Raw genomic sequence first — 22,254 nt, forward strand, 5'->3', positions numbered from 1 at the left:
TGTCGTTCTCTTCATGCTTGTTCAACTTGGATTGCGTCGTCTTCAGGTATCTCTATCTGCGATGTCCATTTCTCGTGATCCTCGGAGACTATGATTTTTGAATGCGAAATCCTATCGATGGCATTGAGCATCTCGACGACGGCTCCCACTTTCCCGTCACCACCCACCTTATCGGCATAAATGCGCCTAATTAGGAAATCCTCAGCTTTCGGAATGCGTCCGTGCTTTTCCCATTTAGCGACCGCTTGCTCTGAACAGCCGAGTAGCTTGCCAAGTGAGCGTTGAGACAACTCCATGGCGTTCCGAATATAACGAAATTCCGCGCTGTTCAGCTTCCCAGGCTTCTTTATAAGTGCATTGCAGATCGTCTTTGTTAAGCCTGGGAGATCGTGGAACGACACCGCCTTCCCGTATGGAGTGTTTTTTTCAACATAGCCATTTTTGAGCCACACATTGCGCAGTCCACCATCGGTAAAGTGGTACATAATATTTTCTCCTAAGTGTACATCGCTGTTACGAGAACCAAGTCTGGATCATCGTCGCTCACTGCAACTATCGCTGCTACGTTGCGTCCGATGCAGAAATATTCCATACGGCACTCTAGCGATCCCCTAGCCGGATTTGGCTCCGGGCGCCTTCTGATTCTTCCGTTCCGTAATGTCGAAAACACACACGCGTGCGTGATTTTGCGAGCCGCCATTTGTTTTTGAGCATGCAACGTGAAGCTAACCTTCGACGAGTCTAGGGACTCAGCTCTGATCAGCGCTTCAAGTTGCTGTTGCGATAGTCTTGTTCTTTTCGTGCTCATCGGAAGCCTATACAAAATATAGGTCATGGGACCGTTAAAAGCAATCGAGTTATCTATAGACAGTTGCCGCCTGCCGGGGGGCGAGCGAGGCGCACAACAATACATCTATACTGGCTAAATTTCGGACGAACACCCTGACTTTTCTCGACAAATTTAAACCTGCCGAGGATCGTTGGAGCTATTTGCTAGATCTCGGCAGTCTGTGGTCATTGAGGCACCAGGATTTCCGTTTGCTTATAATGGCGCAGCCGGCAATTGTCGCGGGCGGCGTCAACGACTAAGGACAATGTGAACATCAGCAACGATCTCGAAGGCATGACCCTGGCCCTGGAATGGGCCGCGAAGGGGCTGTACACGACGTCGCCCAATCCGCACATCGGCTGCGTGATCGTGCGCGACGGGCAAGTCATCGGCGCCGGGGTGACGCAGCAAGCCGGCGGCGACCATGCGGAAATCCAGGCGCTCAAGGATGCGCAGGCGCGCGGCCACGACGTGCGCGGCGCCACCGCCTATGTCACCCTGGAGCCGTGCAATCACTTCGGCCGCACGCCGCCATGCTCCGACGCATTGGTGCGCGCCGGCCTCGGCCGCGTGGTGGCGGCGATGGAAGACCCGAATCCACTGGTCGCGGGGCAGGGGCTTGCCAAGCTGCGCGCCGCCGGCATCGAGACCAGCACCGGCCTGCTGGCCGAGCAAGCGTATGAATTGAACATCGGCTTTTTCTCGCGCATGACGCGCGGCCTGCCGTGGGTGCGCATGAAGAGCGCCGCCAGCCTGGACGGCATGACGGCGCTGCACAACGGCGTGAGCCAGTGGATCACCGGGCCGGAGGCGCGGGCCGACGGCCACGCCTGGCGCGCCCGTGCCTGCGCCATCCTGACCGGTATCGGCACCGTCAAGGCCGACGATCCGCAGTTGACCGTGCGGGCGGTCGAGACGCCGCGCCAGCCGCGCCGCATCGTAATCGACAGCAAGCTCGATATCAACCTTTCCGCCAAGGTACTGGAGGGCGGCGGCACCTGGATCGTGGCGGCGGTCGCCAATCCGGAGAAGGAGGCGGCTTTGCGCGCCGTCGGCGCCGACGTCATCATGCTGCCCAACGCCGCCGGCAAGGTGGACTTGCCGGAACTGATGCGCGAGCTGGGCCGCCGGCAGATCAATGAATTGCACGTCGAGGCCGGTGGCAAGCTCAATGGTTCGCTGATCCGCGAGGGTTGCGTCGACGAGCTGCTGCTGTACCTGGCGCCGAGCCTGATCGGCGACGCGCAGGGCATGTTCGCGCTGCCGGCGCTGACCGACCTGTCGCTGCAGCAGCGCCTAAAATTTCACGAGGTTAAGCAGATCGGCGAAGATTTGCGTATCCTTGCACGATTCACCCATCTTTAAGATTGCACTCACATGTTTACTGGAATCGTCGCCGCTGTCGGCAAAATTGAATCGGTCCAACCTTTGGAAGGCGGCTCGTATGCGGGCGTGCGCCTGGACGTCAACGCCGGCGGCTTGCCGCTGGCCGATGTCGCGCTGGGCGATTCCATCGCCCTCAACGGCGCCTGCATGACCGTGATCGAAAAGACCGACACCAACTTCAGCGTCGACGTCTCGCGCGAAAGCCTCAATTGCACCGTCGGCCTCGATACCCTGACCGAAGTGAACCTGGAAAAGGCCGTGACCCTGAGCGAGCGCCTCGGCGGCCATCTGGTGACCGGTCACGTCGACGGCCTGGGCGTGGTGCGCAAGTTCGAGGCGGTGGGCGAGTCGTGGGAATTGGTTGTCGAAGCCCCGCACCATCTGGCCAAGTTTTTGGCATTCAAGGGTTCGATCGTGGTCAACGGCGTGTCGCTGACCGTCAACCGCGTGACCGACATCGGCACCGGCGCCGATCTGGTGTGCCAGTTCTCGATCAATCTGATTCCCCACACCATCGCTGTAACGACCCTGAAGCACCTGAGCGTCGGCAAGCAGGTCAACCTGGAAATCGACCTGATCGCCCGCTATGTCGAGCGCATGGTCTCGATCGGCGCGGCGACCATGCCTTAAGCGGCAGTCTTACCAGAACTTGGCCAATGGCAGCACGATCCCGCTGAACAGCGACCAGTCAGGCGAGGCCGAGGTGAGTCCCCGGGCGACACCCCAGTCGATGGTCAGGCGCTTGGTCGGGCTGTAGGTGGCGGCCACCAGCAGCTGGGCGGTATTGTCCTGCCCGCTGCGGTGCGTGCCCGACAGTTCCGTGGTCAGGCCCCATTTTTCCGACACGGGCGCGGAGAACGAGGCCGACCAGCCTTTTTGAACCCGTCCGCTGCCGGCCTCGTAGGCCCCCAGCCGTGTCGCGTTCAGATTGGCGTCCATGTGGACGATGCCCATGTCCTGGCTGTAGATGCCGTTGAGGACGACATCGCTGCGGCCGCTGCCGATGCTGTCTTTGGCGGTCGGCAATTTCACGCCCAGCTCCAGGCCGAACGCCGTGTGATCGTCGATGAGGAAGGCGCGCTTGAGCTCCAAGGTCGTATCCCCGACGCCGCGCTGGCGGGGCTCTCCGTCCGTGCGCGCCGAGACATAGGCTTCGCCGCCGACCACCACGCCCCATTGCTCGTTGAACCCCAGCTTGAAGGTGTACGGCAAACTCGCGCGCCGGTCGTCGTCCGTTTTAGTGCTCAGGCCGCCGAGCTCGAATTCCAGCTGGCCGGGCGCGGGCAATTGTGCCGGGCTCGAGACCGAGGGGCGATAGGGCGTGATGGGCGGCCCATCCTGCGCAATCGCCGGCACTGCCAGCGCTCCCATTGCCAGCGCAATCAGCAGTTTTGCGGCCGGCACCGAGGTTTGTCGCGTCATCCAAAGTTCTCCTGGTTGTCGTTTTGATTCCGGCCCCGATTGTACCCGCCGCTTCGCCCTTAAGCATGCCGCGCGCCTTACCAGTCGGTAATGTTTGCAATAAACAAAGAGCGCGGACCGGAAAGTCCGTCTTTTGCCGGATAAAAGCGGCTGTTTACGGTAGGGAAGGCGTAAATCCTTTAAAATAGCGGCCTGTTCTCGCATAGTTCCCAAGGATTAAAAATGTCAATTTCCAGCACCGAAGAAATCGTCGCCGAATTGCGCGCTGGCCGCATGGTGATCCTGGTCGATGAAGAAGACCGGGAAAACGAAGGTGACCTGGTGCTCGCGGCGGATTTCGTCACGCCGGAAGCCATCAATTTCATGGTCAAGCACGCGCGCGGCCTGGTCTGCCTGACCCTGACCGAAGAGCGCTGCGACCAGTTGAACCTGTCGATGATGTCGACCCGCAACGGCACCGCTTTCGGCACCAACTTCACCGTCTCGATCGAGGCGGCGGAGGGCGTGACCACCGGTATCTCGGCCGCCGACCGCGCCAAGACCATCCAGGTGGCCGTGGCCAAGGATACGCAGCCGACCGATATCGTCCAGCCGGGCCACATCTTCCCGCTGAAGGCGCAAAAGGGCGGCGTGCTGATGCGCGCCGGCCATACCGAAGCCGGTTGCGACCTGACCGCGATGGCGGGCCTGACCCCGGCCTCGGTGATCTGCGAGATCATGAAGGACGACGGCACGATGGCGCGTCTGCCGGACCTGATGGAATTTGCCAAGGAACACAACTTGAAGATCGGCACCATCGCCGACCTGATCCACTATCGCAGCCGCAACGAGTCGCTGGTCGAGCAGATCGGCGAGCGCCAGCTGAAGACGGCGCAGGGCGAGTTCCGCATGATCGCCTACCGCGACAAGCCGAGCGGCTCGGCCCACCTGGCGCTGATCCACGGCCAGATCGAAAAGAACAAGGAAACCCTGGTGCGCGTGCACCAGCCGGTCTCCATCCTCGACATCCTCGAGTCGGAGGCGACCACCCACTCGTGGAACCTGTCGTCGTCGCTGGCGGCGGTCCAGGCCGCCGATAGCGGCGTGATCGTGCTGCTCAATTGCGAGGAGACGGCCGAGCAGTTCTTCTCCCAGTTCCAGGCGCTCGACAAGCCCGAGACGAAACCGAAAGGCCGCGCGGCCAGCATGGACCTGCGCAGCTACGGCATCGGCGCGCAAATCTTGAAGGAAGTCGGCGTGTGCAAGATGCAGCTGCTGGCCAGCCCGCGCAAGATGCCGTCGATGACAGGCTTCGATCTGGAAGTGACCGGCTACCTGGCCAAACCACACTAACAACACACATATTAAAGAGGTCCATCATGACGGTAGGAAGCTACGAAACCAATTTGTCCGGCGACGGTTTGCGCGTCGGCATCGTTCAGGCGCGTTTTAACGAGGACGTCTGCCACGGCTTGCTGTCCGCCTGCCTGGCCGAACTGAAACGCCTGGGCGTGGCAGACGAGGACGTGCTGCACGTGGCCGTTCCCGGCGCGCTGGAAGTGCCGCTGGTGCTGCAGAAGATGGCCGAGTCGCAACAGTTCGACGCGCTGATCGCGCTGGGCGCGGTCATCCGCGGCGAAACGTATCACTTCGAGCTGGTCTCGAACGAGTCGGGCGCGGGCATCACCCGTATCGGCCTCGATTATGGTATTCCTATCGCCAACGCGATTCTGACCACCGAGAACGACGAGCAGGCGGAAGCACGCATGGCCGTCAAAGGCGCCGACGCCGCCCGCGTGGCCGTCGAGATGGCCAACCTGACCATCGCGCTCGAAGAGCTGAGCCAGGATCAGGGCGACGACGAGTAATCCCGGCCACGACGCGTGTAAACTACGGAATCACGTAGGGCGGATTAGCGCAGCGTAATCCGCCAAGCTCCGTCGGCGACCCGAACACCGCATTTTTGAAATAGCACCAAGTAATTAAAGTAAGTAATTAGAAACGGGTACAACCATGACAGATAAAATTTTGCACGCCAACCCTAGCAAGAGTCGCACGCCGCGTCACCGCGCACGCGAGTTCGCGTTGCAGGGTTTGTATCAGTGGCTGCTGAACAATGAAGACGCCGCCACCGTGGTGAACAATATCCGTGGCGCGCACGGCTTCGACAAGGCCGACGGCGACCATTTCACCGTGCTGCTGTACGGCGCGATCAAGGATTCGGTGGCGTTGCGCGAGACGTTCGCGCCGCTGGTCGACCGCGGCATCTCCGAACTGTCCCCGATCGAGCACGCGGTGCTGCTGATCGGCGCGTTCGAACTGAAGAACAACCTGGAAATCCCTTACCGCGTCGTCATCAACGAAGCGGTGGAGTTGACCAAGTCGTTCGGCGGTATCGACGGCCACAAATACGTCAACGGCGTGCTGGACAAGCTGGCTGCGCGCCTGCGTCCGGACGAAGTGGCGGCCGACAAGAAGCGTTAAGCCGCTGCCGGTATCGTCAGAAGCCACCCAAGGTATCTTGCGGTGGCTTTTTTTATATCCTTGTTGACCCTGCTCAGCTTGCACCGCAGAATCAATTGATATTCGACTAATTTTGAGGGCGCATTATCGAACTCTATCCTGCTCGAGGCCGACAAGCATGGCGCCGGCGCGGCTGGCTGGCGCTGATCGGCGGCGCCCACGTGCTGGGCTTCTTTGTGTGGCAGACGCCTGAGCGGCCTCTGGCGGCTTTCATGGCGCCCCACGCGGCCATTACTTATATCCTTGCACCGGTCAAACGGCTTCAGCCGGCTGCGCCAACGCCGCCCAAGGTCGCTACGCGGCAACCACCCCAGGCTCTCACTGCCCGTTCGGAGACCGAGGCTCCGGCCGAGCCCACTCCGGTGGCAGTGACACAGCCGCAAGCGATCACCCAGCCCACGCCGCCGCCGGACCCGTTTGCCGAGCAGCCCGCCAAGCCTGTTGACGACCTGCGCCAGCGTTCGCTGAAAAGCGCCGCCCTGGTCGACAAGCAGTTGCGCAAGGAGGCCTGGAATCCGCGCGACAAGCGGATCGCCAACGATACGACCTCGCTGGCGGCCAAGATCGGCGGCGCCTACGTCGGCAACGACAGCGGCACGACGACGGAGGAGGTGGTCACGCCCGACGGCCGCCTGATGACCAAGGTGCGCACTGCGGGCGGCGGCACCTACTGCGCGTACAAGGAAAACAATGCCCTGACCGGCGGCCGCGATCCTTTCCGCGACGGCGTCAAAACCAAAGTCACCAGTTGCCCGTGAGCGTAGCGCAACGAAAAAAGGCCGTTCAGTGCATGCACTGAACGGCCTTTTTTGCGACGCCCTCTATATATATCAGAGGCCGGCGATTTGCGTGTCGTGGTTCGCGCTTGGCGCGGCCGCGATCGGCGCGGTTTGCGGTTGCTGCTGCGGTTGTGGCTTGGCGGCTGCCAGCATCGGCGTGATCGTCGGTACTTTCTTGCCTGCCGAAACCTGCTTCAGGCGGTTGTACTCGGCCATGACTTTCGAGCCGTAGCCGTCGTCATGTTCGAACGCTGCCGCGCCGACGTAGATTTTCAGGCCGGCTTCGACCGAACCGCCACGCTGGACGTAATCCTTGAGGATCAGCGAGCCGACGCGGATGTTGGCGACCGGATTGAGCGCTGCTTGCAGGCCGCCCATTTCCTGGAACTTGTCGTGGTGGATCTTCGACATGACTTGCATCAGGCCTTGCGCGCCGACCGGGCTTTCCGCGAACGGATTGAGGCCGGATTCGATCGCCATCACCGCCAGGATCAGCAGCGGATCGAGTTTGATCTCACGGGCCGTCAGGTAGGCGGTGGAAACGAGCATGTTGGCGGCGTCGCCAGCCACGCGGTAACGCTTCGACAGCCACGAGGTGACCCATTGCTGCTGCTTCTGGGTACCCATCAGGGCTTTTTCGTCGGCGCTCAGCGGTGCGTCCTTGGCGTTGGCCGAGGCGGTTACCGGAGCGGAGGCTTGGGTTTGCATCAGAGCCGACAGCGGCGGCGCCACGACGGCGGCGACGGCTGGGACTTCTGGAGCCGGGTTCAGGCTGTCGCTCAGGGCTTTGGCCAGGTCCGGACGAACAAAAAATACTGCCATCACAACTAAAGCGGTCACACCAAGAATGGTCAGAGTGTGCTGGGCGGTGGTGAAAATGCCCTTTGCCGATACGCGGGCCGTCAAAAACGACGTCGCTGGCTGGCCGGCCAGGTAAGTGCGGGCCGCAGCCGACGCACTAGTGAAGCGATTAATCATAGAGTTCCCCTGAAATGCCGTAAAAGCGGGTCCCTGCCAGCGTTGAACGCAGCTAACGGGGTGCTAATGCCATGCATCAGAAATATCATCGTCCGTCGCCGCTATGGGTGCGCGCGTTGGACGCCGTCATTGCTTGCCTGAGCTGATCTTTCCCTGTGGTATTCGATCAGTCGCAATACAACTTCTTTCGGGGGTAAGGCAGACGCCTTTTGAAAACACTCCTTAAAATGTCATGTGGAGCCCCGACTCCGTGAATGAATGAGCAACATCAACATGTGCTTCCATGTGGTCCTGAGACCTTGTCCTCTTCAAGTAGGGCAAATTGTAGAAGCCGTTTTATATCAAGTCAATACTAACGCAATTGAAAGCTATTACTTTTAAGTCTGACATTTTTGCTTGTGTTCGCTGGAAAACCAATAAAATCAACTACTTGACCTGTATTTTTAAACAGTAGGCTTCACCGTAAGAAAAAATTAAAAAACGATGAAATATTCAGATTTGCGAGATTTTATTTCTCAGTTGCAACGAATGGACGAACTTAGGCCCATTTTATTGCCCGTTTCGCCGCATTTAGAGATGACCGAGGTATCCGACCGCACATTGCGGGCCGGTGGGCCAGCGTTGCTGTTCAAAAATCCGACCGGACACAGCATGCCGGTGCTGACCAATCTGTTCGGCACGCCGCGCCGCGTCGCGCTCGGCATGGGGGCGGAGGAGGTCGGCGAGTTGCGCAAAATCGGCCACGTGCTGGCGCGCCTGAAGGAGCCGGAGCCGCCAAAGGATTTCAAGGACCTGCTGGGCCTGGGTTCGCTGGTCAAGGCGGTCTGGGACATGGCGCCGAAGGAATTGCGCGGCGCGCCGTGCCACGAAATCGTATGGGAGGGCGCCGATGTCGATTTGGCCAAGCTGCCGATTCAACATTGCTGGCCGGGCGATATCGCGCCGCTGATCACCTGGGGCCTGGTGATCACCAAGGGGCCTAATAAGAAGCGCCAGAACCTGGGCATCTACCGCCAGCAAGTGCTGGGACCGAACAAGGTCATCATGCGCTGGCTGGCGCATCGCGGCGGCGCGCTCGATTTCCGCGAGCACGCCATACAGAACAAGGGTAAGCCTTATCCGATCTGCGTCGCGCTGGGCGCCGATCCCGCTACTATATTAGGCGCGGTCACGCCGGTGCCCGACAGCTTGTCGGAATACCAGTTCGCCGGCCTGCTGCGCGGCAGCCGTACCGAGCTGGTCAAGGCCATCGGCAGCGAGCTGCGCGTGCCGGCGTCGGCCGAGATCGTGCTCGAAGGCCATATCTATCCGGACGAGAACCATCCGTCCGGCTACGAGCACGCGCTGGAGGGGCCGTACGGCGACCACACCGGCTACTATAATGAGCAGGATTCCTTCCCGGTGTTTACGATCGACCGCATCACGATGCGCCGCGATCCGATCTACCACTCTACTTATACAGGCAAGCCGCCGGACGAGCCGGCCGTGCTGGGCCTGGCGCTGAACGAGGTGTTCATTCCGCTGCTGCAAAAGCAGTTCACCGAGATCACCGATTTCTATCTGCCGCCGGAAGGTTGCAGCTACCGCATGGCGGTGGTGCAGATTAAGAAACAGTACGCCGGCCACGCCAAGCGGGTGATGTTCGGCGTGTGGAGCTTCCTGCGCCAGTTTATGTATACCAAGTTCATCGTGGTGGTGGACGAGGATGTGAACGTGCGCGACTGGAAGGAAGTGATCTGGGCGATCACCACCCGCGTCGATCCGACCCGCGACACCACCCTGGTCGACAACACGCCGATCGATTACCTCGACTTCGCTTCGCCGGTGAGCGGCCTGGGCAGCAAGATGGGCATCGACGCGACCAACAAGTGGCCGGGGGAAACCACCCGCGAGTGGGGCACGACGATCACCATGACGCCCGAGGTGAAAACGCGTGTCGATCAGATTTGGCAGGAGTTGGGCCTGTAGGGTATAATTGATCCCGGCGGGCCCCTGCGCATTGTGGCACGGCTAACCTGGTCAGGTCGGGAACGAAGCAGCCACGGCTGTTAACCATAAGTGCCGCAGATCAGGCTCGCCTCCTTCGGGAATCCTTCGGGAATATTAAAAAGCTGCCATCAGGCAGCTTTTTTTATGTCTACCGAACTTACGGCCGGCTTAGTCGCCGCGCAGTTCCGCTTCGAACGGACGTTCCGAGGCGACGATCATCGGGTTGGACTTCATCAAGTCCGATTCCGGCTTGAGCGCGATCTCGTGTTTCGCGTTGGTGTTGTAGACCTTGGCGCCCACCTTCAGCTGCGCCGGCTTGTCGAACTTGAACAGCACCGCATCCACGCTCGGCGCGAACAGGCTCATCGCGCCAGCCATCTTCTTGATCGCCTTGTTCATTTGTCCGACGCTGCCCATCACGGTGGCGTACGACCATTGCAGGCCTTCCGGCAGCGGCGTCACCGCCTCGTAGTTGACGGCGGTCTTGTCTTCCTTCGGCAGGCTGGTCATGATCTTGACGTCGTCGCGCATCCATTTCGGATTGGGTGCGCCGATCGCCAGCCGGAAGTCCGGCGTGAGCGCGGGCAGCGGCGTGCGTTCGGCGCCGTCGACGACGGTCAGCACCACGTCCGATGGTTTGTAGGCTTTGTTGACCGGTTGTACCTTGAGGAACAGGTTGACCCGGTCGCGCTCGGCCGGCGGCAGCGCGTAGAACCGGTCCAGGCGCAGACCTTCGACCAGTTTTTTGTACGGTGTCCACTCACGTTCGGCGGCGTGCAGGTTCAGGGACAACATCAGCAGGGAGAGCAGGGCGATTTTTTTCATTTTTCACAGGTTGAAGCAAAAACAAATTGTAGGGCAGAATTGTTGCCGTACCTATTATCGCGCCGAGTTGTTACAATTGCCGCTTTGGCGCGCCCAACGCAGCCCCTTTGCTCCTGCTATCTACGGTAAAATCCAGCATGTCCTATCAAGTCCTCGCCCGTAAATACCGCCCCAAGAACTTCGAAACGCTCGTCGGCCAGGAGCACGTCGTGCGCGCGCTCACGCACGCGCTGCACAGCGGACGGCTGCACCACGCCTACCTGTTCACCGGTACGCGGGGCGTCGGCAAGACCACGTTGTCGCGCATCCTGGCCAAGTCGCTCAATTGCGTCGGCCCTGACGGCAACGGCGGCATCACGCCGACACCGTGCGGCGTGTGCGAGGCGTGCACCGCGATCGACGCGGGCCGCTTTGTCGACTATATAGAGATGGACGCGGCGTCGAACCGGGGCGTGGACGAGATGGCGCAGCTGCTCGAACAGGCGGTATATGCGCCGAGTAATGCGCGCTTCAAGGTCTATATGATCGATGAGGTGCACATGCTGACCAACCACGCCTTCAACTCGATGCTGAAGACGCTGGAGGAGCCGCCCGAGCACGTCAAGTTCATCCTGGCGACGACCGATCCGCAAAAGATTCCCGTGACGGTGCTGTCGCGCTGCCTGCAATTTAATTTGAAGCAGATGCCGCCTGGCCACATCATCGGCCACCTGGAAAATATCCTGGGGCAGGAGGGCATTGCCTTCGAACAGCCGGCCTTGCGCCTGCTGGCCGCCGGCGCCCACGGTTCGATGCGCGACGCGCTGTCGCTGACCGACCAGGCGATCGCCTATGCGGCCGGCGAGGTGACGCTCGACGCCGTGCAGGGCATGCTCGGCGCGCTCGACCAGTCCTATCTGATCCGCCTGCTCGACGCGTTGGCGGCGCAGGACGGCGCCGACTTGCTGGCCGTGGCCGACGAGATGGCCACGCGCAGCCTGTCGTACAACGGCGCGCTGCAGGATCTGGGCACGTTGCTGCACCGGATCGCGCTGGCGCAGACGGTGCCGGCCGCGCTGCCGGAGGATTTGCCCGAATACGCCGACGTCGTGCGTCTGGCCGACGCGTTCGACGCGGAAGAAGTGCAACTGTATTACCAGATTGCCGTGCATGGCCGCAATGAACTGGGCCTGGCGCCGGATGAATATGCCGGTTTCTCGATGACCTTGCTGCGCATGCTGGCCTTTCGGCCCGGCGTAGGCGGGGCCGAAGGACAACCGGCGGGCGCGCCGGCGATGTCGCGTCCGGCAGCTGTGGCGGCCGCCCGCGCCGCCGCCGCGCCGCCTGCGCGCGCGGCTTCGCATGTGCAGGCCAACCACGCCAGCATGACGCCGCCTGCGGTCGTTGCCGGCGCCGCCGCCGCGATGGCGCGTGGCGAGCTGCAGCCGCCTGCGGCCGCCTTCGCTTCCGCGCGTGCGCCCGTCCCAGCGCCAGCACCGACGATGGCTCCCGCAGCTGTCGCGCCGGCAAGTCCACCGGTGAATACGGCGCCGTCGCCGGCAATGGCGCCACCTGCGCCTGTGCCGGCCCCGGCTCCAGTGGCCGCGCCGATGGCGGCACCGGCACCGGCACCGGCACCACAGGCTGCCGCCGCAGCCGCCGCGCCTTCTGGCCCGATCAGTCCGGCCCGTGCGGCGTTGAACGCCGCGCTGGAAGCGGCGCGCGCCGGTTCCAAGCCCGGGTCGCGCGCCTATGGCGGCGGACCCGCCGCATCGGCGCCAGCGCCAGCCGCTGCCGAGCCGGCCCCGACGCCAACGATGGCCGCTCCACCGCCGCCATCGCAGCCGCAGGCGCCGAGCGCTGCCCATACGCCGCCGGGGGCATCCGCAAATTTTAATGCCGCGCAGGCCGCCGCACCGTCGCGTCCTGCGCCATGGGAAGATATGCCGCCAAACGCGGCCTCGGGTGGCGACGCCGCCGTGTTGGAAGCGCCGGTGCGTCAGGCCGTGCAGCCGGTTCAGCAAGCAGCGCCTGCCGCCGCCGCGCCGCAATACGCTGCGCCCGCCGCCCAGCCTGCACAACAGCAAGCCGACGACGAGGACGACCTGCCGCCATGGGTCACCGAATTTTCCGACGACAGCGCGATAGCGCAAGCGGCGCCAGCGCGAGCTGAGCACGCCACGGGCTACGCGCCGCCCGCGCAGAACCAGTCGTATGCACCGTCGCACAGCCCATCGGCCGCCCCGGCCCCGGCCGCCAACGCCATGGGCGATGGCGTGCAGGCGTTCGTCGCGCCGGCCCGCGCCGCGCCGGCGCCCGCCAAGGCGCCGTATGCCTACGTCATCACCCCGGTGCCGGAGCTGGGCTGGGACGGCAACTGGCCGGCCGTCGCCGCCGCGCTGCCATTGCGCGGCGTGGCCCAGCAACTGGCCATGCAGGCCGAGCTGATCGAGTGCGGCATCGACGGCAACGCCGTCGTCTTCAAGGTCCGCGTGCCGATCGAAACCTGGCGCACGCAGGGCAACGTGGAAAAGCTGACCGTGGCGCTGACCGAGCGTTTCGGCCGCGCCGTGCGCGTCGATACCGAACTGGGCGCCGTCTGGTACACCGCCAGCGCCGAGGCGCAGGCGCACCGCGCAGCCTGCCAGCGGGCCGCCGAAGAGACCATCGCCAACGATCCCTTTGTGAACAGCATGATTCGCGAGTTCGACGCCTGGGTGGTGCCGGGCTCCATCGTGCCGCCGGCGGCGGCCCTGGCCGCGTCGCCGAGCTGATCACATCGTCGATCACAACTTTACAATTTCAAACACGGAGAACTCCATCATGATGAAGAACCAACTGGCAGGCTTGATGAAGCAAGCGCAAGCAATGCAGGACAACATGAAGAAGGCGCAGGAAGCGCTGGCCCTGATCGAAGTCGAAGGCCAGTCCGGTGCCGGCCTGGTCAAGGTTGTCATGAGCTGCAAGAATGACGTCAAGCGCGTGTCGATCGATCCGTCGCTGCTGGCCGACGACAAGGACATGCTGGAAGACCTGGTCGCTGCCGCCTTCAACGACGCCGTGCGCAAGGCCGAGGCGACCGCCGCCGAAAAGATGGGCGGCTTGACCTCCGGCATGAATCTGCCGGCCGGTTTCAAGATGCCGTTCTAAGGAAGGCTACGGTCCGGGCATATGTCCAAGTCGCTGGAGTTTCTGACGGAAGCGTTGCGCCGTCTGCCCGGCGTCGGCCCCAAGTCGGCGCAACGGATGGCGTTCCACTTGCTGCAGCATGACCGCGAAGGCGCGGACATGCTGTCGCGCGCGTTGCACCAGGCCGTCAGCGCCGTGCACCACTGCGCGCTGTGCAATACCTTCACCGAGGAAGAGGTGTGCGACATGTGCACCGACGAGCAGCGCGACCGCCGCCTGCTGTGCGTGGTGGAGACGCCGGCCGATCAGCTGATGATCGAGCAGACGCTGACCTACAAGGGCTTGTACTTTGTCCTGATGGGACGGCTCTCGCCGCTCGACGGCATCGGCCCGAAAGATATCCACTTGGAAAAGCTGGTGGCGCGCGCCGCCGACGGGCTGGTCACCGAAGTGGTGCTGGCCACCAATTTCACCAACGAGGGCGAGGCCACCGCGCACTACATCAGCGAGCTGCTGAAGGCGCGCGGGCTGAACGTCAGCCGCCTGGCGCGTGGCGTGCCGGTCGGCGGTGAGCTCGAATACGTCGACGCCGGCACGATCGCCCGCGCGATGCTGGACCGCAGGTCGACATGACCGATCCCAAATCCTCCGGTCCGCTGGCGGGCATCAAGGTGCTGGAGCTGGGCACACTCATCGCCGGGCCGTTCTGCGCGCGCATGCTGGCCGAGTTCGGCGCCGAGGTGATCAAGATCGAATCGCCCGATGGCGGCGACCCGATCCGCAAATGGCGGGTGCTGAAGGATGGCACGTCGCTGTGGTGGTCGGTGCAGTCGCGCAACAAGAAATCGTTGACGCTCAACATGAAGAGCGAGCGTGGCCGCGCCATCGCCCGTCAACTGGCGCTGAAAGCCGATATCATCGTCGAAAACTACCGTCCCGGCGTGCTGGAAAAATGGGACATCGGCTACGAACAATTGAAGGCGCTCAACCCCGCCACGATCATGGTGCGACTGTCCGGCTTCGGACAGACCGGGCCGATGAAGGATTTGCCGGGTTTCGGTGCGATCGGCGAATCGATGGGCGGCTTGCGCTATGTGTCCGGCCACGCGGACCGGCCGCCGGTGCGCGTGGGCGTGTCGATCGGCGACTCGGTCGCGGCCCTGCACGGCGTGATCGGCGCGATGATGGCGTTGCGGCACCGCGACGCCACCGGCGGCAGGCTCGAAGGCGAGGGCCAGATGGTCGATGTGGCGCTGTATGAATCCGTCTTCAATCTGATGGAGTCGCTGGTGCCCGAGTTCGATCACGCGGGCGTGGTGCGCGAGCGTACCGGCGGGGCGTTGCCCGGGATCGTGCCTTCCAATACCTATACGACGAAAGATGGCGAGAACATCGTCATCGCCGGCAATGGCGACGCGATCTTCAAGCGCCTCATGCTGGCCATGGGGCGCTTCGATTTGGCCGGCGATGCGCAGCTGGAGCGCAACGACGGACGCGTGCAGCGCACGCAGGAAATCGACGACGCGATCCAGGCGTGGTGCGATACGCAGGATATCGACAGCGCGCTGACGGTGTTGAAGGCGGCCGATGTGCCGGCCGGTAAAATTTATTCGGTGCGGGACATGATGACCGATCCGCAGTTTTTGGCGCGCGAGATGTTCGAGCAGCATCAATTTGCCGATGGCACGCCGGTCAAGCTGCCGGCGATTTCACCGAAGCTGTCGGCCACGCCCGGCCGCACGCAATGGATAGGGCCGGCGCTGGGGCAGCACAACGGCGAGGTGTTGCGTTCGCTGGGCTATAGCGACGACGAGATCGCCGCGATGAAGAAGGACGGGGTCCTCTAAAAGCGAGGACCCGCGGAGAAACGTCTATAACGGCGTCGCCAGCGCGCACTGGTTGCTCAGCATGAGCGTGATCGATTCCGGCGGCGACGGGTGGCCCAGGTAATAGCCTTGCACCACGTCGCAACCGTATTCCTCCAGCAGCACCAGCTGCGCGTCGGTCTCCACGCCTTCGGCCACCACCGCCATTTTCAGCCCGTGCGCCATCGCGATGATCGCCCGCGTGATCGCCGCGTTCTCCGAATCCTGCGGCAACCCACAGATAAAACTCTTGTCGATCTTGAGCGCCCGCACATCGAAGCGCTTGAGATAGTTCATCGACGAATACCCGGTGCCGAAGTCGTCTATCGACAGGTACACGCCGATGGTGCGTAACTGCTCCAGTGTGACCATGGTCGCGCGGGCGTCGTCCATCAAGGTGCCCTCGGTCAGCTCCAGTTCCAGCAGCTCGGCCGGCAGGCCGGTGTCGTCCAGCGCCGACATGACGATCTGCGTCAAGTTCTCATCCTTGAACTGCTTGGCCGACAGATTGACCGCCACCCGCAGCGGCTGCTTGCCGACCGACTGCCAGGCCATGGCCTGCTGGCACGCGGTGCGCAGCACCCACTCGCCGATCGGAACAATCAGGCCGGTCTCCTCGGCCAGCGGGATGAACTCGGTGGGCGAGATCACGCCGCGCTCCGGATGGCGCCAGCGCACCAGCGCCTCGACGCCGACGATCTGCGCGCTGGCGACGTCGATCTGCGGCTGGTACAGCAAATACAGTTCGTCGTTCTGCAAGGCCTTGCGCAGGCCGACCTCGAGCTTGACGTGGCTCATGATTTGCATCGTCAGCGAGGAGCTGTACAGCTTGGCGTTGTTCTTGCCGCAATTCTTGGCGTGGTACATCGCCGTGTCCGCGTACTTGAGCAGGGAGTTGCAATCCTCGCCGTCCTCCGGATACAGGGAAATGCCGATGCTGGCCGTGACGAAGATTTCGTGCGCGTCGATCAGGAACGGGCGCCGCATCGCTTCCTTGACCCGGTGCGCGACGTTGAGCGCGTTTTCCACCCGCTCCAGGTCGGGGATCAGGATGGTGAATTCGTCGCCGCCGAGCCGCGCCAGGTTGTTGCCGCCCACCTCGGTGCGCGACACCAGGTCGCTCGGGCGCGTGGTCTCCCGCAGGCGTTCGGACACGGCCATCAGCAAATGGTCGCCGACGTCGTGGCCCAGGGTATCGTTGATGCGCTTGAAGGCGTCCAGGTCCATGAACAGCACGGCGAACTTCTTGTTGCCCTTGCGCGAGCGGGTCAGCTCGGCTTCCAGGGTTTCCAGGAAAGCTTGACGGTTCGGAATGCCGGTCAGGCTGTCGCAATAGGCCAGGCGGCGGATCTGTTCCTCGGTGCGCTTGCGCTCGCTGATATCGCGCACCAGGCCCAGCACCTCGTCGGGACCGGTAGCCACCAGCCGCGCCTCGAAATGCCGCACCGGCAGCGGCACCGCGTGCTCGCCGTGACGCACGCGCGGCGCCGGCCCGGGGATCGGCAGTTCGTAGTCGAGCGAGCGGATGTGCTGGGTGTCCAGCACCGTGCGCACCTCCTCGAGCATGTGCTGGGCGATCTCCACCGGCAGCACCTGGTTCAGGTGGCGGCCGACGCAATTGTCGCTGGAGAATACGCTGCTCGCTTCGTGGCCTTGCTCGTAGTCCAGATAGAAGCCGTCCTTGTTCATGCGGAAAAAGGTGTCCGGAATCGCCGCCAGCACGGCGCGGTGGTGGGCGTCGGCGATGCGCAGGCGGGTGATGGCGTCGCTGGCGCGCAGCACGTAGAGCACGCGGTGGCCGAGGATGGGCCAGTTGATCGGTTTGGAGACGAAATCGGTGGCGCCCGCCTCGTAGGCCTTGGTCACCGATTCGAGCTCGTCGCCGCCGGTGACCATGATGATCGGCACCACCGAATGCGTTTCCAGCCGGCGGATTTCGCGGCAGACGGCAAAGCCGTCCATGCCGGGCATTTCGACGTCGAGCAACACCAGGTCCGGCGCCATGCTCTGGTAGCTGGCCAGCGCTTGCACGCCGTCCTCGGCCTCGACGGCGTCGAGGCCGACCTGGGCCAGCATTTCCAGCATCAGCAGGCGCATCACGGGATCGTCGTCGGCGACCAGCACCAGACCGCGCTTGGGGGAGAAGGGCGTTGCCATGTTAAATTTCCTTTTCCAGGATAGCTCCCAATGCCTGCCGTACGGCCTGGAAAGATCGTTCCATATCATCGAGCAGGGCAGCGGCGCCTGCGGTGGTATCGTTGCGGCCCAGCTGTTCCATTTCCCGGCAGCGCTGCGCCAGCGCGTCGGCGCCAACGTTGGCGCTGCTGGATTTGAGGCTGTGCGCCGCCTTGCGTATTTGCACGGTGCTGCCGCTGTCGATGGCGGACTTGATGATGCGCAAATGGTTGGGCGTGTCTTCCAGATACGCCTGCAGCACCCGCTCGAGCAGCGCGTCGCCGTTGCTGGCGCTGAGCGCGCGGATGTTTTCCAGCGCTTGCCGGTTGATCAGCGATTCCTGCACCGGCGGGACCGTGGCCGCGACGGGCGCGGCCGCAGCTGTGGCGCTGGACGTTTCCGACTGCCGGGGCGGGCTTGACGCAAGGTCCGCCAGCGGCGCGTCGGCCGGGCCGTCCTGCGGCACCGGCGCCACCCGTGGCAGCGTGATCCAGCGGCCGATGGTTAGTCCCAGCGCCTGCTGCGTGAACGGCTTGCTCAGGTAGTCGTCCATGCCGGCGGCCAGGCACGATTCGCGGTCGCCCTGCAACGCGTTGGCGGTGATGGCGATGATCGGCAGGCTGCGCGAGCGGCCGCGCTGTTGCTCGTGGCGGCGGATCTCGGTGGTGGCGGCAAAGCCGTCCATCACCGGCATCTGGCAGTCCATCAGAATCAGGTCGAAGTCGCCGGCCTGCACCGAGCGCAACGCTTCCTGGCCGTTGCAGGCGCGGCTGACGTCCAGGCCCAGGCCTTCGAGCATGGCGCTGGCCACTTCGACATTGACCGGATTGTCTTCCGCCAGCAACACCTTGCGTCCCTTGCGCGCGCGCTGGGCCGGCAGCGCCGTGCTCGAGCTGAAGCTTGACAACGGCGGCGCCGCCGGCGAGGCCGCGCCCGTATGCGGCAGGCGGATCGGCCGCTCGTCGCCATTTGTCAACGATTGCAGCGATTGCAACGGCGGCAGGCGCGCCGGTTCGGCGCTGCGCATCTGCGTCTGCGTGACGACGCAGTCGTAGAGGTCGCACTCGCGCGGCGGCTTGATCAGTTGGAAGGCGACCCCGGCCTCGCGCTGCTGGACCCGGTCGGCGGCGTTGCGTTCCGTGCTCAGCAACAACAGCCGGGTCGCGGCCAGGCCGGCGTCGGCGTGGATCGCCGCGGCCAGCGCAAGGCCGCTGGTGCGTGGCAGCTCCATGTCGAGCAGCACGACGTCGAAGGGTTGCCCGGCCGACGCTGCGTGGCGCAGCTGTTGCAACGCCTGCGTGGCCGAGGCGCTGGTGCTGAGCACGCGCCAGGCCGTCAGCCGCCGTTCCAGCTCGGCGCGGCTGGTGGGGTTTTCGTCAACAATCAAAGCGCGTATTCCCAAGTTGGTGTTGGAAGGATCGTCAAAATCGACGCGTGGTTTATCGAAATTTACGGCAAACCAAAAGATCGACCCTTGAGTTAACGCATGATCGACGCCTATCGTGCCTCCCATGAGCTCCACCAGTTGTTTTGAGATCGCCAGTCCGAGGCCGGTGCCGCCGTGTTTGCGCGTGGTCGAGCCGTCCGCTTGCGAGAAGGAATCGAAAATCCGGGAGCGCGCCTCGCTCGACACGCCGATGCCGGTGTCGTGCACCTCGAAGCGCAGGCCGACGGTTTGCGGATCCTCCTGCACCACCGCGACCTTGACGGTGATCTTGCCGCTCTCGGTGAACTTGACGGCATTGCCCAGCAGATTGAAGATCACCTGACGCAAGCGGTTCGGGTCGCCGTGGATGGCCACCGGAATGTCGTTGGCGATGGCCAATTCGAGCCGTATGCCCTTGGCCTGCGCCTGCGGCGAAAAAACATTGTCTATATCGTCGAGCAAATCGCGGAAGTTGAAGTGGATATATTCGACCGTCAGCTTGCCGGCCTCGATCTTGGAGAAGTCGAGGATGTCGTTGATGATCACCAGTAAATGCTCGCCGGAACGCTTGACCATGCTGGTGTAGTGGCGTTGCTGCTCGCTCAGCCGCGTGGCCAGCAGCAACTCGGTCATGCCCAGCACGCCGTTCATCGGCGTGCGGATTTCATGGCTCATGGTGGCCAGGAACGCGCTCTTGGCCTGGCTGGCCGCCTCGGCCGCGTTCTTGGCCTTTTCCAGTTGCTCGGTGCGCACGCCGACCTGGCGTTCGAGCTGGTCGCGGTACTGCGCCAGCGCGCCGTCGCGCGCCTCGACCTGGGCCAGCATGTCGTTGAAGCTGTCGATCAACGCGCCAAGCTCGTCGCTGCGCTGGTGGCTGATGCGTTCGGTGGGCTGGCCGCGGCTGACCTGCTGGGCCGCCGCGATCAGCTTGCCGACCGGCTCGGCCACGCTGCCCTTGAAGCGCGCCGCCATCAGCAGCGCCGTCATGAACGACAGCACCGCCGCGACGGCCGCCGCGCCCAGGTTTTTCAGGATGTCGACCCACATGCGCGTCTGCGAGCGCTCGATCAGCACGGTGCCGGCCGGCGCGTCGCGGCCGGGCACGTCCCGTTGCAGCCGCATGGCCGGCGCCCACGGCGGACCGGTGCGCTCGCTGCGCACCTCCGGGCCGGCCGCGGGAACCTCGAGCAGGGGCGGCGCCTGCTGGTCGTCCGCCAGATCGGCGGACGCGTAGCGCGCCAGCAATTTGCCATCGTCGTCGTACAGCGCCGCCTGCAGGATGTCGTCCTCCGCCACCAGCGTCGCCAGCGTCTGCTCAGCTTGCTTGCGGTCGCCGCGCGATAGCGCGATCATGCTGTTGTTGCCGATCACGCCGGCCAGCGCCGACAGCTGCTTGCGCTCGTCGTCGGTGTGGCTGAGCACGGAGGTGACGGCGAAGGCAATGAATACCAGCATCAAGGCACTGCCCGTCGACAGCACGGAAATGATGGTCAGTTTCTGGCTCAGGCCGGAACGTTCGAAATTGAACATCGCTTAGCGGTTCCCAACGATACAGTGGGCGCCGAAGGCGTCGACGCGGGCGGTGCGCGGCACACGCTTGGTGCGTGGATTCGTGGGTGCCACTAGGAAAAATATATGCATGTGGCAAGGGCGATGTTGATCTAGGTCTAAGGCTGCACGTTTGCGCATTCTCAAGCGACGCCGGATACCACACTTCAAGCTGGCGATATGGAACGCAAAAAGATTTTGTTTATGGCCGAGGCCGTGACGTTGGCGCACGTGGGGCGCCCGCTGGCGCTGGCCGCGACGCTCGATCGCGGACGTTACGACGTCCACATCGCCTGCGCACCCGGCTACGAAATGTTCTTCAAGGGCAGCAACGTGCGCAGCTGGGGCCTCACCAGCATTTCCAGCGCGCGCTTCCTGGCCGCGCTGGTCGCCGGCAAGCCGGTCTACGACGCGGCCACCCTGCACCGCTATGTCGAGGACGACCTGCGCGTGTTCAAGCAAGTGCGGCCGGATCTTGTGATCGGCGACTTCCGCCTGTCGCTGTCGGTCAGCGCGCGGTTGGCCGGCGTGCCGTATGTGGGCTTGATCAACGCCTACTGGAGTCCCTGGGTGCGACAGCACTACCGCGTGCCGGCGATCGGCCTGTCGCGCGTGTTGCCGATCACCATCGCCGACCGGCTGTTCAAGCTGGCGCGCCCGCTGGCGTTCGCCTTGCACAGCGTGCCGCTCAACCAGGTGCGGCGCACCTACGGCTTGCCGCCGCTGGGCCACGATTTGCGCCGCGTCTACACCGACGCCGACCATGTGTTGTACGCCGACATCCCCGAGATGTTTCCGGCGACGAATTTGCCTTCCACACATTCTTATCTGGGGCCGGTCGCGTGGTCGCCGCCCACCGGCTTGCCGGACTGGTGGGACGCGTTGCCGGCGGACAGGCCGATCGTGTATGTGACCTTGGGCAGTTCGGGCCAGGGCGCGTTGCTGCCACGGGTGTTGCAGGCGCTGGCGCCGTTGCCGGTCGGCGTGATCGCCGCGACCGCCGGCAAGGTGGCCATGGGAGCGGTCCCACCGAACGCGCGCGTGGCCGCCTATCTGCCGGGCATCGAGGCGGCGCGGCGCGCCAGCCTGGTCGTCTGCAATGGCGGCAGTCCGACCAGCCAGCAGGCCCTGGGCGCCGGCGTGCCGGTGCTCGGCATCGCAGGCAACCTCGACCAGTATTTGAACATGCATGGGGTGGTGGCCAGCGGCGCCGGCGCCTTGCTGCGCTCGGACCGTTTGAGCGAGGACGCCTTGCGCCGCACCGCCGTCGATTTGCTCGAGCAACCGGGCGCCAGGGCGGCGGCGCGCAAGGTGGCCGGGCAGTTCGCGCTGTACGACGCCGGCGCGCGGCAGTCGGCTTTGCTGCGCGAGCTGTTGCCGTTGTGAGTCCAGTCCGGACGAAAAAAAACGGACCGAGGTACG

Annotated in this window: 19 protein-coding genes and 1 other RNA gene; 13 read left to right on the forward strand and 7 right to left on the reverse strand. The window is 63.6% G+C overall.

Annotation, left to right across the window (positions count from 1 at the left end; all coding sequences use genetic code 11):
- Positions 1-11: 11 nt before the first annotated feature.
- Both AC0IYS_RS09790 and AC0IYS_RS09795 read right to left on the reverse strand, forming a co-directional pair.
- Positions 12-485, reverse strand: coding sequence for a helix-turn-helix domain-containing protein (locus AC0IYS_RS09790; RefSeq protein WP_471704967.1), 474 nt, complete (start codon positions 483-485; stop codon positions 12-14).
- A gap of 11 nt (positions 486-496) precedes the next feature.
- Positions 497-913: a DUF4258 domain-containing protein gene (locus AC0IYS_RS09795; RefSeq protein WP_471704968.1), complete on the reverse strand. Its 417-nt coding sequence runs from the start codon at positions 911-913 to the stop codon at positions 497-499.
- Between the two features lie 183 nt (positions 914-1,096).
- On the opposite strand from AC0IYS_RS09795, the gene ribD reads away from it, so the two are divergent.
- Together ribD and AC0IYS_RS09805 are read left to right on the forward strand one after the other, a co-directional pair.
- On the forward strand, positions 1,097-2,194 hold the full coding sequence (ribD, locus tag AC0IYS_RS09800; RefSeq protein ID WP_471704969.1) for a bifunctional diaminohydroxyphosphoribosylaminopyrimidine deaminase/5-amino-6-(5-phosphoribosylamino)uracil reductase RibD: 1,098 nt from the start codon (positions 1,097-1,099) through the stop codon (positions 2,192-2,194).
- Between the two features lie 12 nt (positions 2,195-2,206).
- Positions 2,207-2,845, forward strand: a complete 639-nt coding sequence (locus tag AC0IYS_RS09805; RefSeq protein ID WP_471704970.1) for a riboflavin synthase — start codon at positions 2,207-2,209, stop codon at positions 2,843-2,845.
- Positions 2,846-2,854: 9 nt separating this feature from the next.
- On the opposite strand, the gene AC0IYS_RS09810 is transcribed toward AC0IYS_RS09805, so the two are convergent.
- A complete protein-coding gene (locus tag AC0IYS_RS09810) occupies positions 2,855-3,637 on the reverse strand; it encodes a transporter (protein ID WP_471704971.1) in 783 nt (260 codons plus the stop codon).
- A 222-nt stretch (positions 3,638-3,859) separates the two neighbouring features.
- Between AC0IYS_RS09810 and ribBA the strand changes: the two genes are divergently transcribed.
- From ribBA to AC0IYS_RS09830, 4 genes are all read left to right on the forward strand, one after another.
- Positions 3,860-4,969: a bifunctional 3,4-dihydroxy-2-butanone-4-phosphate synthase/GTP cyclohydrolase II gene (gene ribBA / locus AC0IYS_RS09815; RefSeq protein ID WP_471704972.1), complete on the forward strand. Its 1,110-nt coding sequence runs from the start codon at positions 3,860-3,862 to the stop codon at positions 4,967-4,969.
- 26 nt (positions 4,970-4,995) lie between these two features.
- The gene (gene ribH, locus AC0IYS_RS09820) at positions 4,996-5,484 is read left to right on the forward strand and encodes a 6,7-dimethyl-8-ribityllumazine synthase (RefSeq protein ID WP_315221061.1); all 489 of its coding nucleotides are present in this window, start codon (positions 4,996-4,998) and stop codon (positions 5,482-5,484) included.
- A 145-nt stretch (positions 5,485-5,629) separates the two neighbouring features.
- Positions 5,630-6,100: a transcription antitermination factor NusB gene (nusB, locus tag AC0IYS_RS09825; protein ID WP_090327247.1), complete on the forward strand. Its 471-nt coding sequence runs from the start codon at positions 5,630-5,632 to the stop codon at positions 6,098-6,100.
- 401 nt (positions 6,101-6,501) lie between these two features.
- Positions 6,502-6,897: a hypothetical protein gene (locus AC0IYS_RS09830; protein ID WP_471704973.1), complete on the forward strand. Its 396-nt coding sequence runs from the start codon at positions 6,502-6,504 to the stop codon at positions 6,895-6,897.
- A gap of 72 nt (positions 6,898-6,969) precedes the next feature.
- Here AC0IYS_RS09830 and AC0IYS_RS09835 read toward each other — a convergent pair whose 3' ends face one another.
- On the reverse strand, positions 6,970-7,896 hold the full coding sequence (locus AC0IYS_RS09835; protein ID WP_471704974.1) for a transglycosylase SLT domain-containing protein: 927 nt from the start codon (positions 7,894-7,896) through the stop codon (positions 6,970-6,972).
- A 483-nt stretch (positions 7,897-8,379) separates the two neighbouring features.
- Between AC0IYS_RS09835 and ubiD the strand changes: the two genes are divergently transcribed.
- Both ubiD and ffs read left to right on the forward strand, forming a co-directional pair.
- Positions 8,380-9,864, forward strand: coding sequence for a 4-hydroxy-3-polyprenylbenzoate decarboxylase (ubiD, locus tag AC0IYS_RS09840; RefSeq protein ID WP_471704975.1), 1,485 nt, complete (start codon positions 8,380-8,382; stop codon positions 9,862-9,864).
- Positions 9,865-9,879: 15 nt separating this feature from the next.
- An RNA gene (gene ffs, locus AC0IYS_RS09845) (signal recognition particle sRNA small type) lies at positions 9,880-9,978 on the forward strand.
- 75 nt (positions 9,979-10,053) lie between these two features.
- Here the strand turns inward: ffs and AC0IYS_RS09850 are convergent.
- A complete protein-coding gene (locus AC0IYS_RS09850) occupies positions 10,054-10,710 on the reverse strand; it encodes a hypothetical protein (protein WP_471704976.1) in 657 nt (218 codons plus the stop codon).
- 137 nt (positions 10,711-10,847) lie between these two features.
- Between AC0IYS_RS09850 and dnaX the strand changes: the two genes are divergently transcribed.
- The 4 genes from dnaX to AC0IYS_RS09870 are packed head-to-tail and all read left to right on the forward strand — an operon-like array spanning position 10,848 to position 15,665.
- On the forward strand, positions 10,848-13,463 hold the full coding sequence (gene dnaX, locus AC0IYS_RS09855; protein WP_471704977.1) for a DNA polymerase III subunit gamma/tau: 2,616 nt from the start codon (positions 10,848-10,850) through the stop codon (positions 13,461-13,463).
- Between the two features lie 49 nt (positions 13,464-13,512).
- Entirely contained in the window at positions 13,513-13,839 is a 327-nt protein-coding gene (locus AC0IYS_RS09860) for a YbaB/EbfC family nucleoid-associated protein (RefSeq protein ID WP_090327219.1), read from the forward strand.
- Positions 13,840-13,860: 21 nt separating this feature from the next.
- A complete protein-coding gene (gene recR, locus AC0IYS_RS09865; RefSeq protein WP_315221076.1) occupies positions 13,861-14,451 on the forward strand; it encodes a recombination mediator RecR in 591 nt (196 codons plus the stop codon).
- Positions 14,448-15,665 carry a CaiB/BaiF CoA transferase family protein gene (locus AC0IYS_RS09870; protein ID WP_471704978.1) on the forward strand — a complete coding sequence of 406 codons (1,218 nt, stop codon included), beginning with the start codon at positions 14,448-14,450 and terminating at the stop codon, positions 15,663-15,665. Before recR ends, AC0IYS_RS09870 begins: the two co-directional genes overlap by 4 nt.
- Before the next feature lie 24 nt (positions 15,666-15,689).
- On the opposite strand, the gene AC0IYS_RS09875 is transcribed toward AC0IYS_RS09870, so the two are convergent.
- On the reverse strand, positions 15,690-17,840 hold the full coding sequence (locus tag AC0IYS_RS09875; protein ID WP_471704979.1) for a putative bifunctional diguanylate cyclase/phosphodiesterase: 2,151 nt from the start codon (positions 17,838-17,840) through the stop codon (positions 15,690-15,692).
- A 1-nt stretch (position 17,841) separates the two neighbouring features.
- Positions 17,842-20,814 (reverse strand): hybrid sensor histidine kinase/response regulator, encoded by a 2,973-nt coding sequence (locus AC0IYS_RS09880; RefSeq protein WP_471704980.1) that lies wholly within the window; start codon positions 20,812-20,814, stop codon positions 17,842-17,844.
- Between the two features lie 198 nt (positions 20,815-21,012).
- Here AC0IYS_RS09880 and AC0IYS_RS09885 point away from each other — a divergent pair, with 198 nt between their 5' ends.
- Complete coding sequence (locus AC0IYS_RS09885; protein ID WP_471704981.1) at positions 21,013-22,218, forward strand: glycosyltransferase; 1,206 nt, start codon at positions 21,013-21,015, stop codon at positions 22,216-22,218.
- The last annotated feature ends 36 nt before the right edge of the window (positions 22,219-22,254 follow it).

The organism is Duganella sp. AC237 (assembly GCF_979254035.1).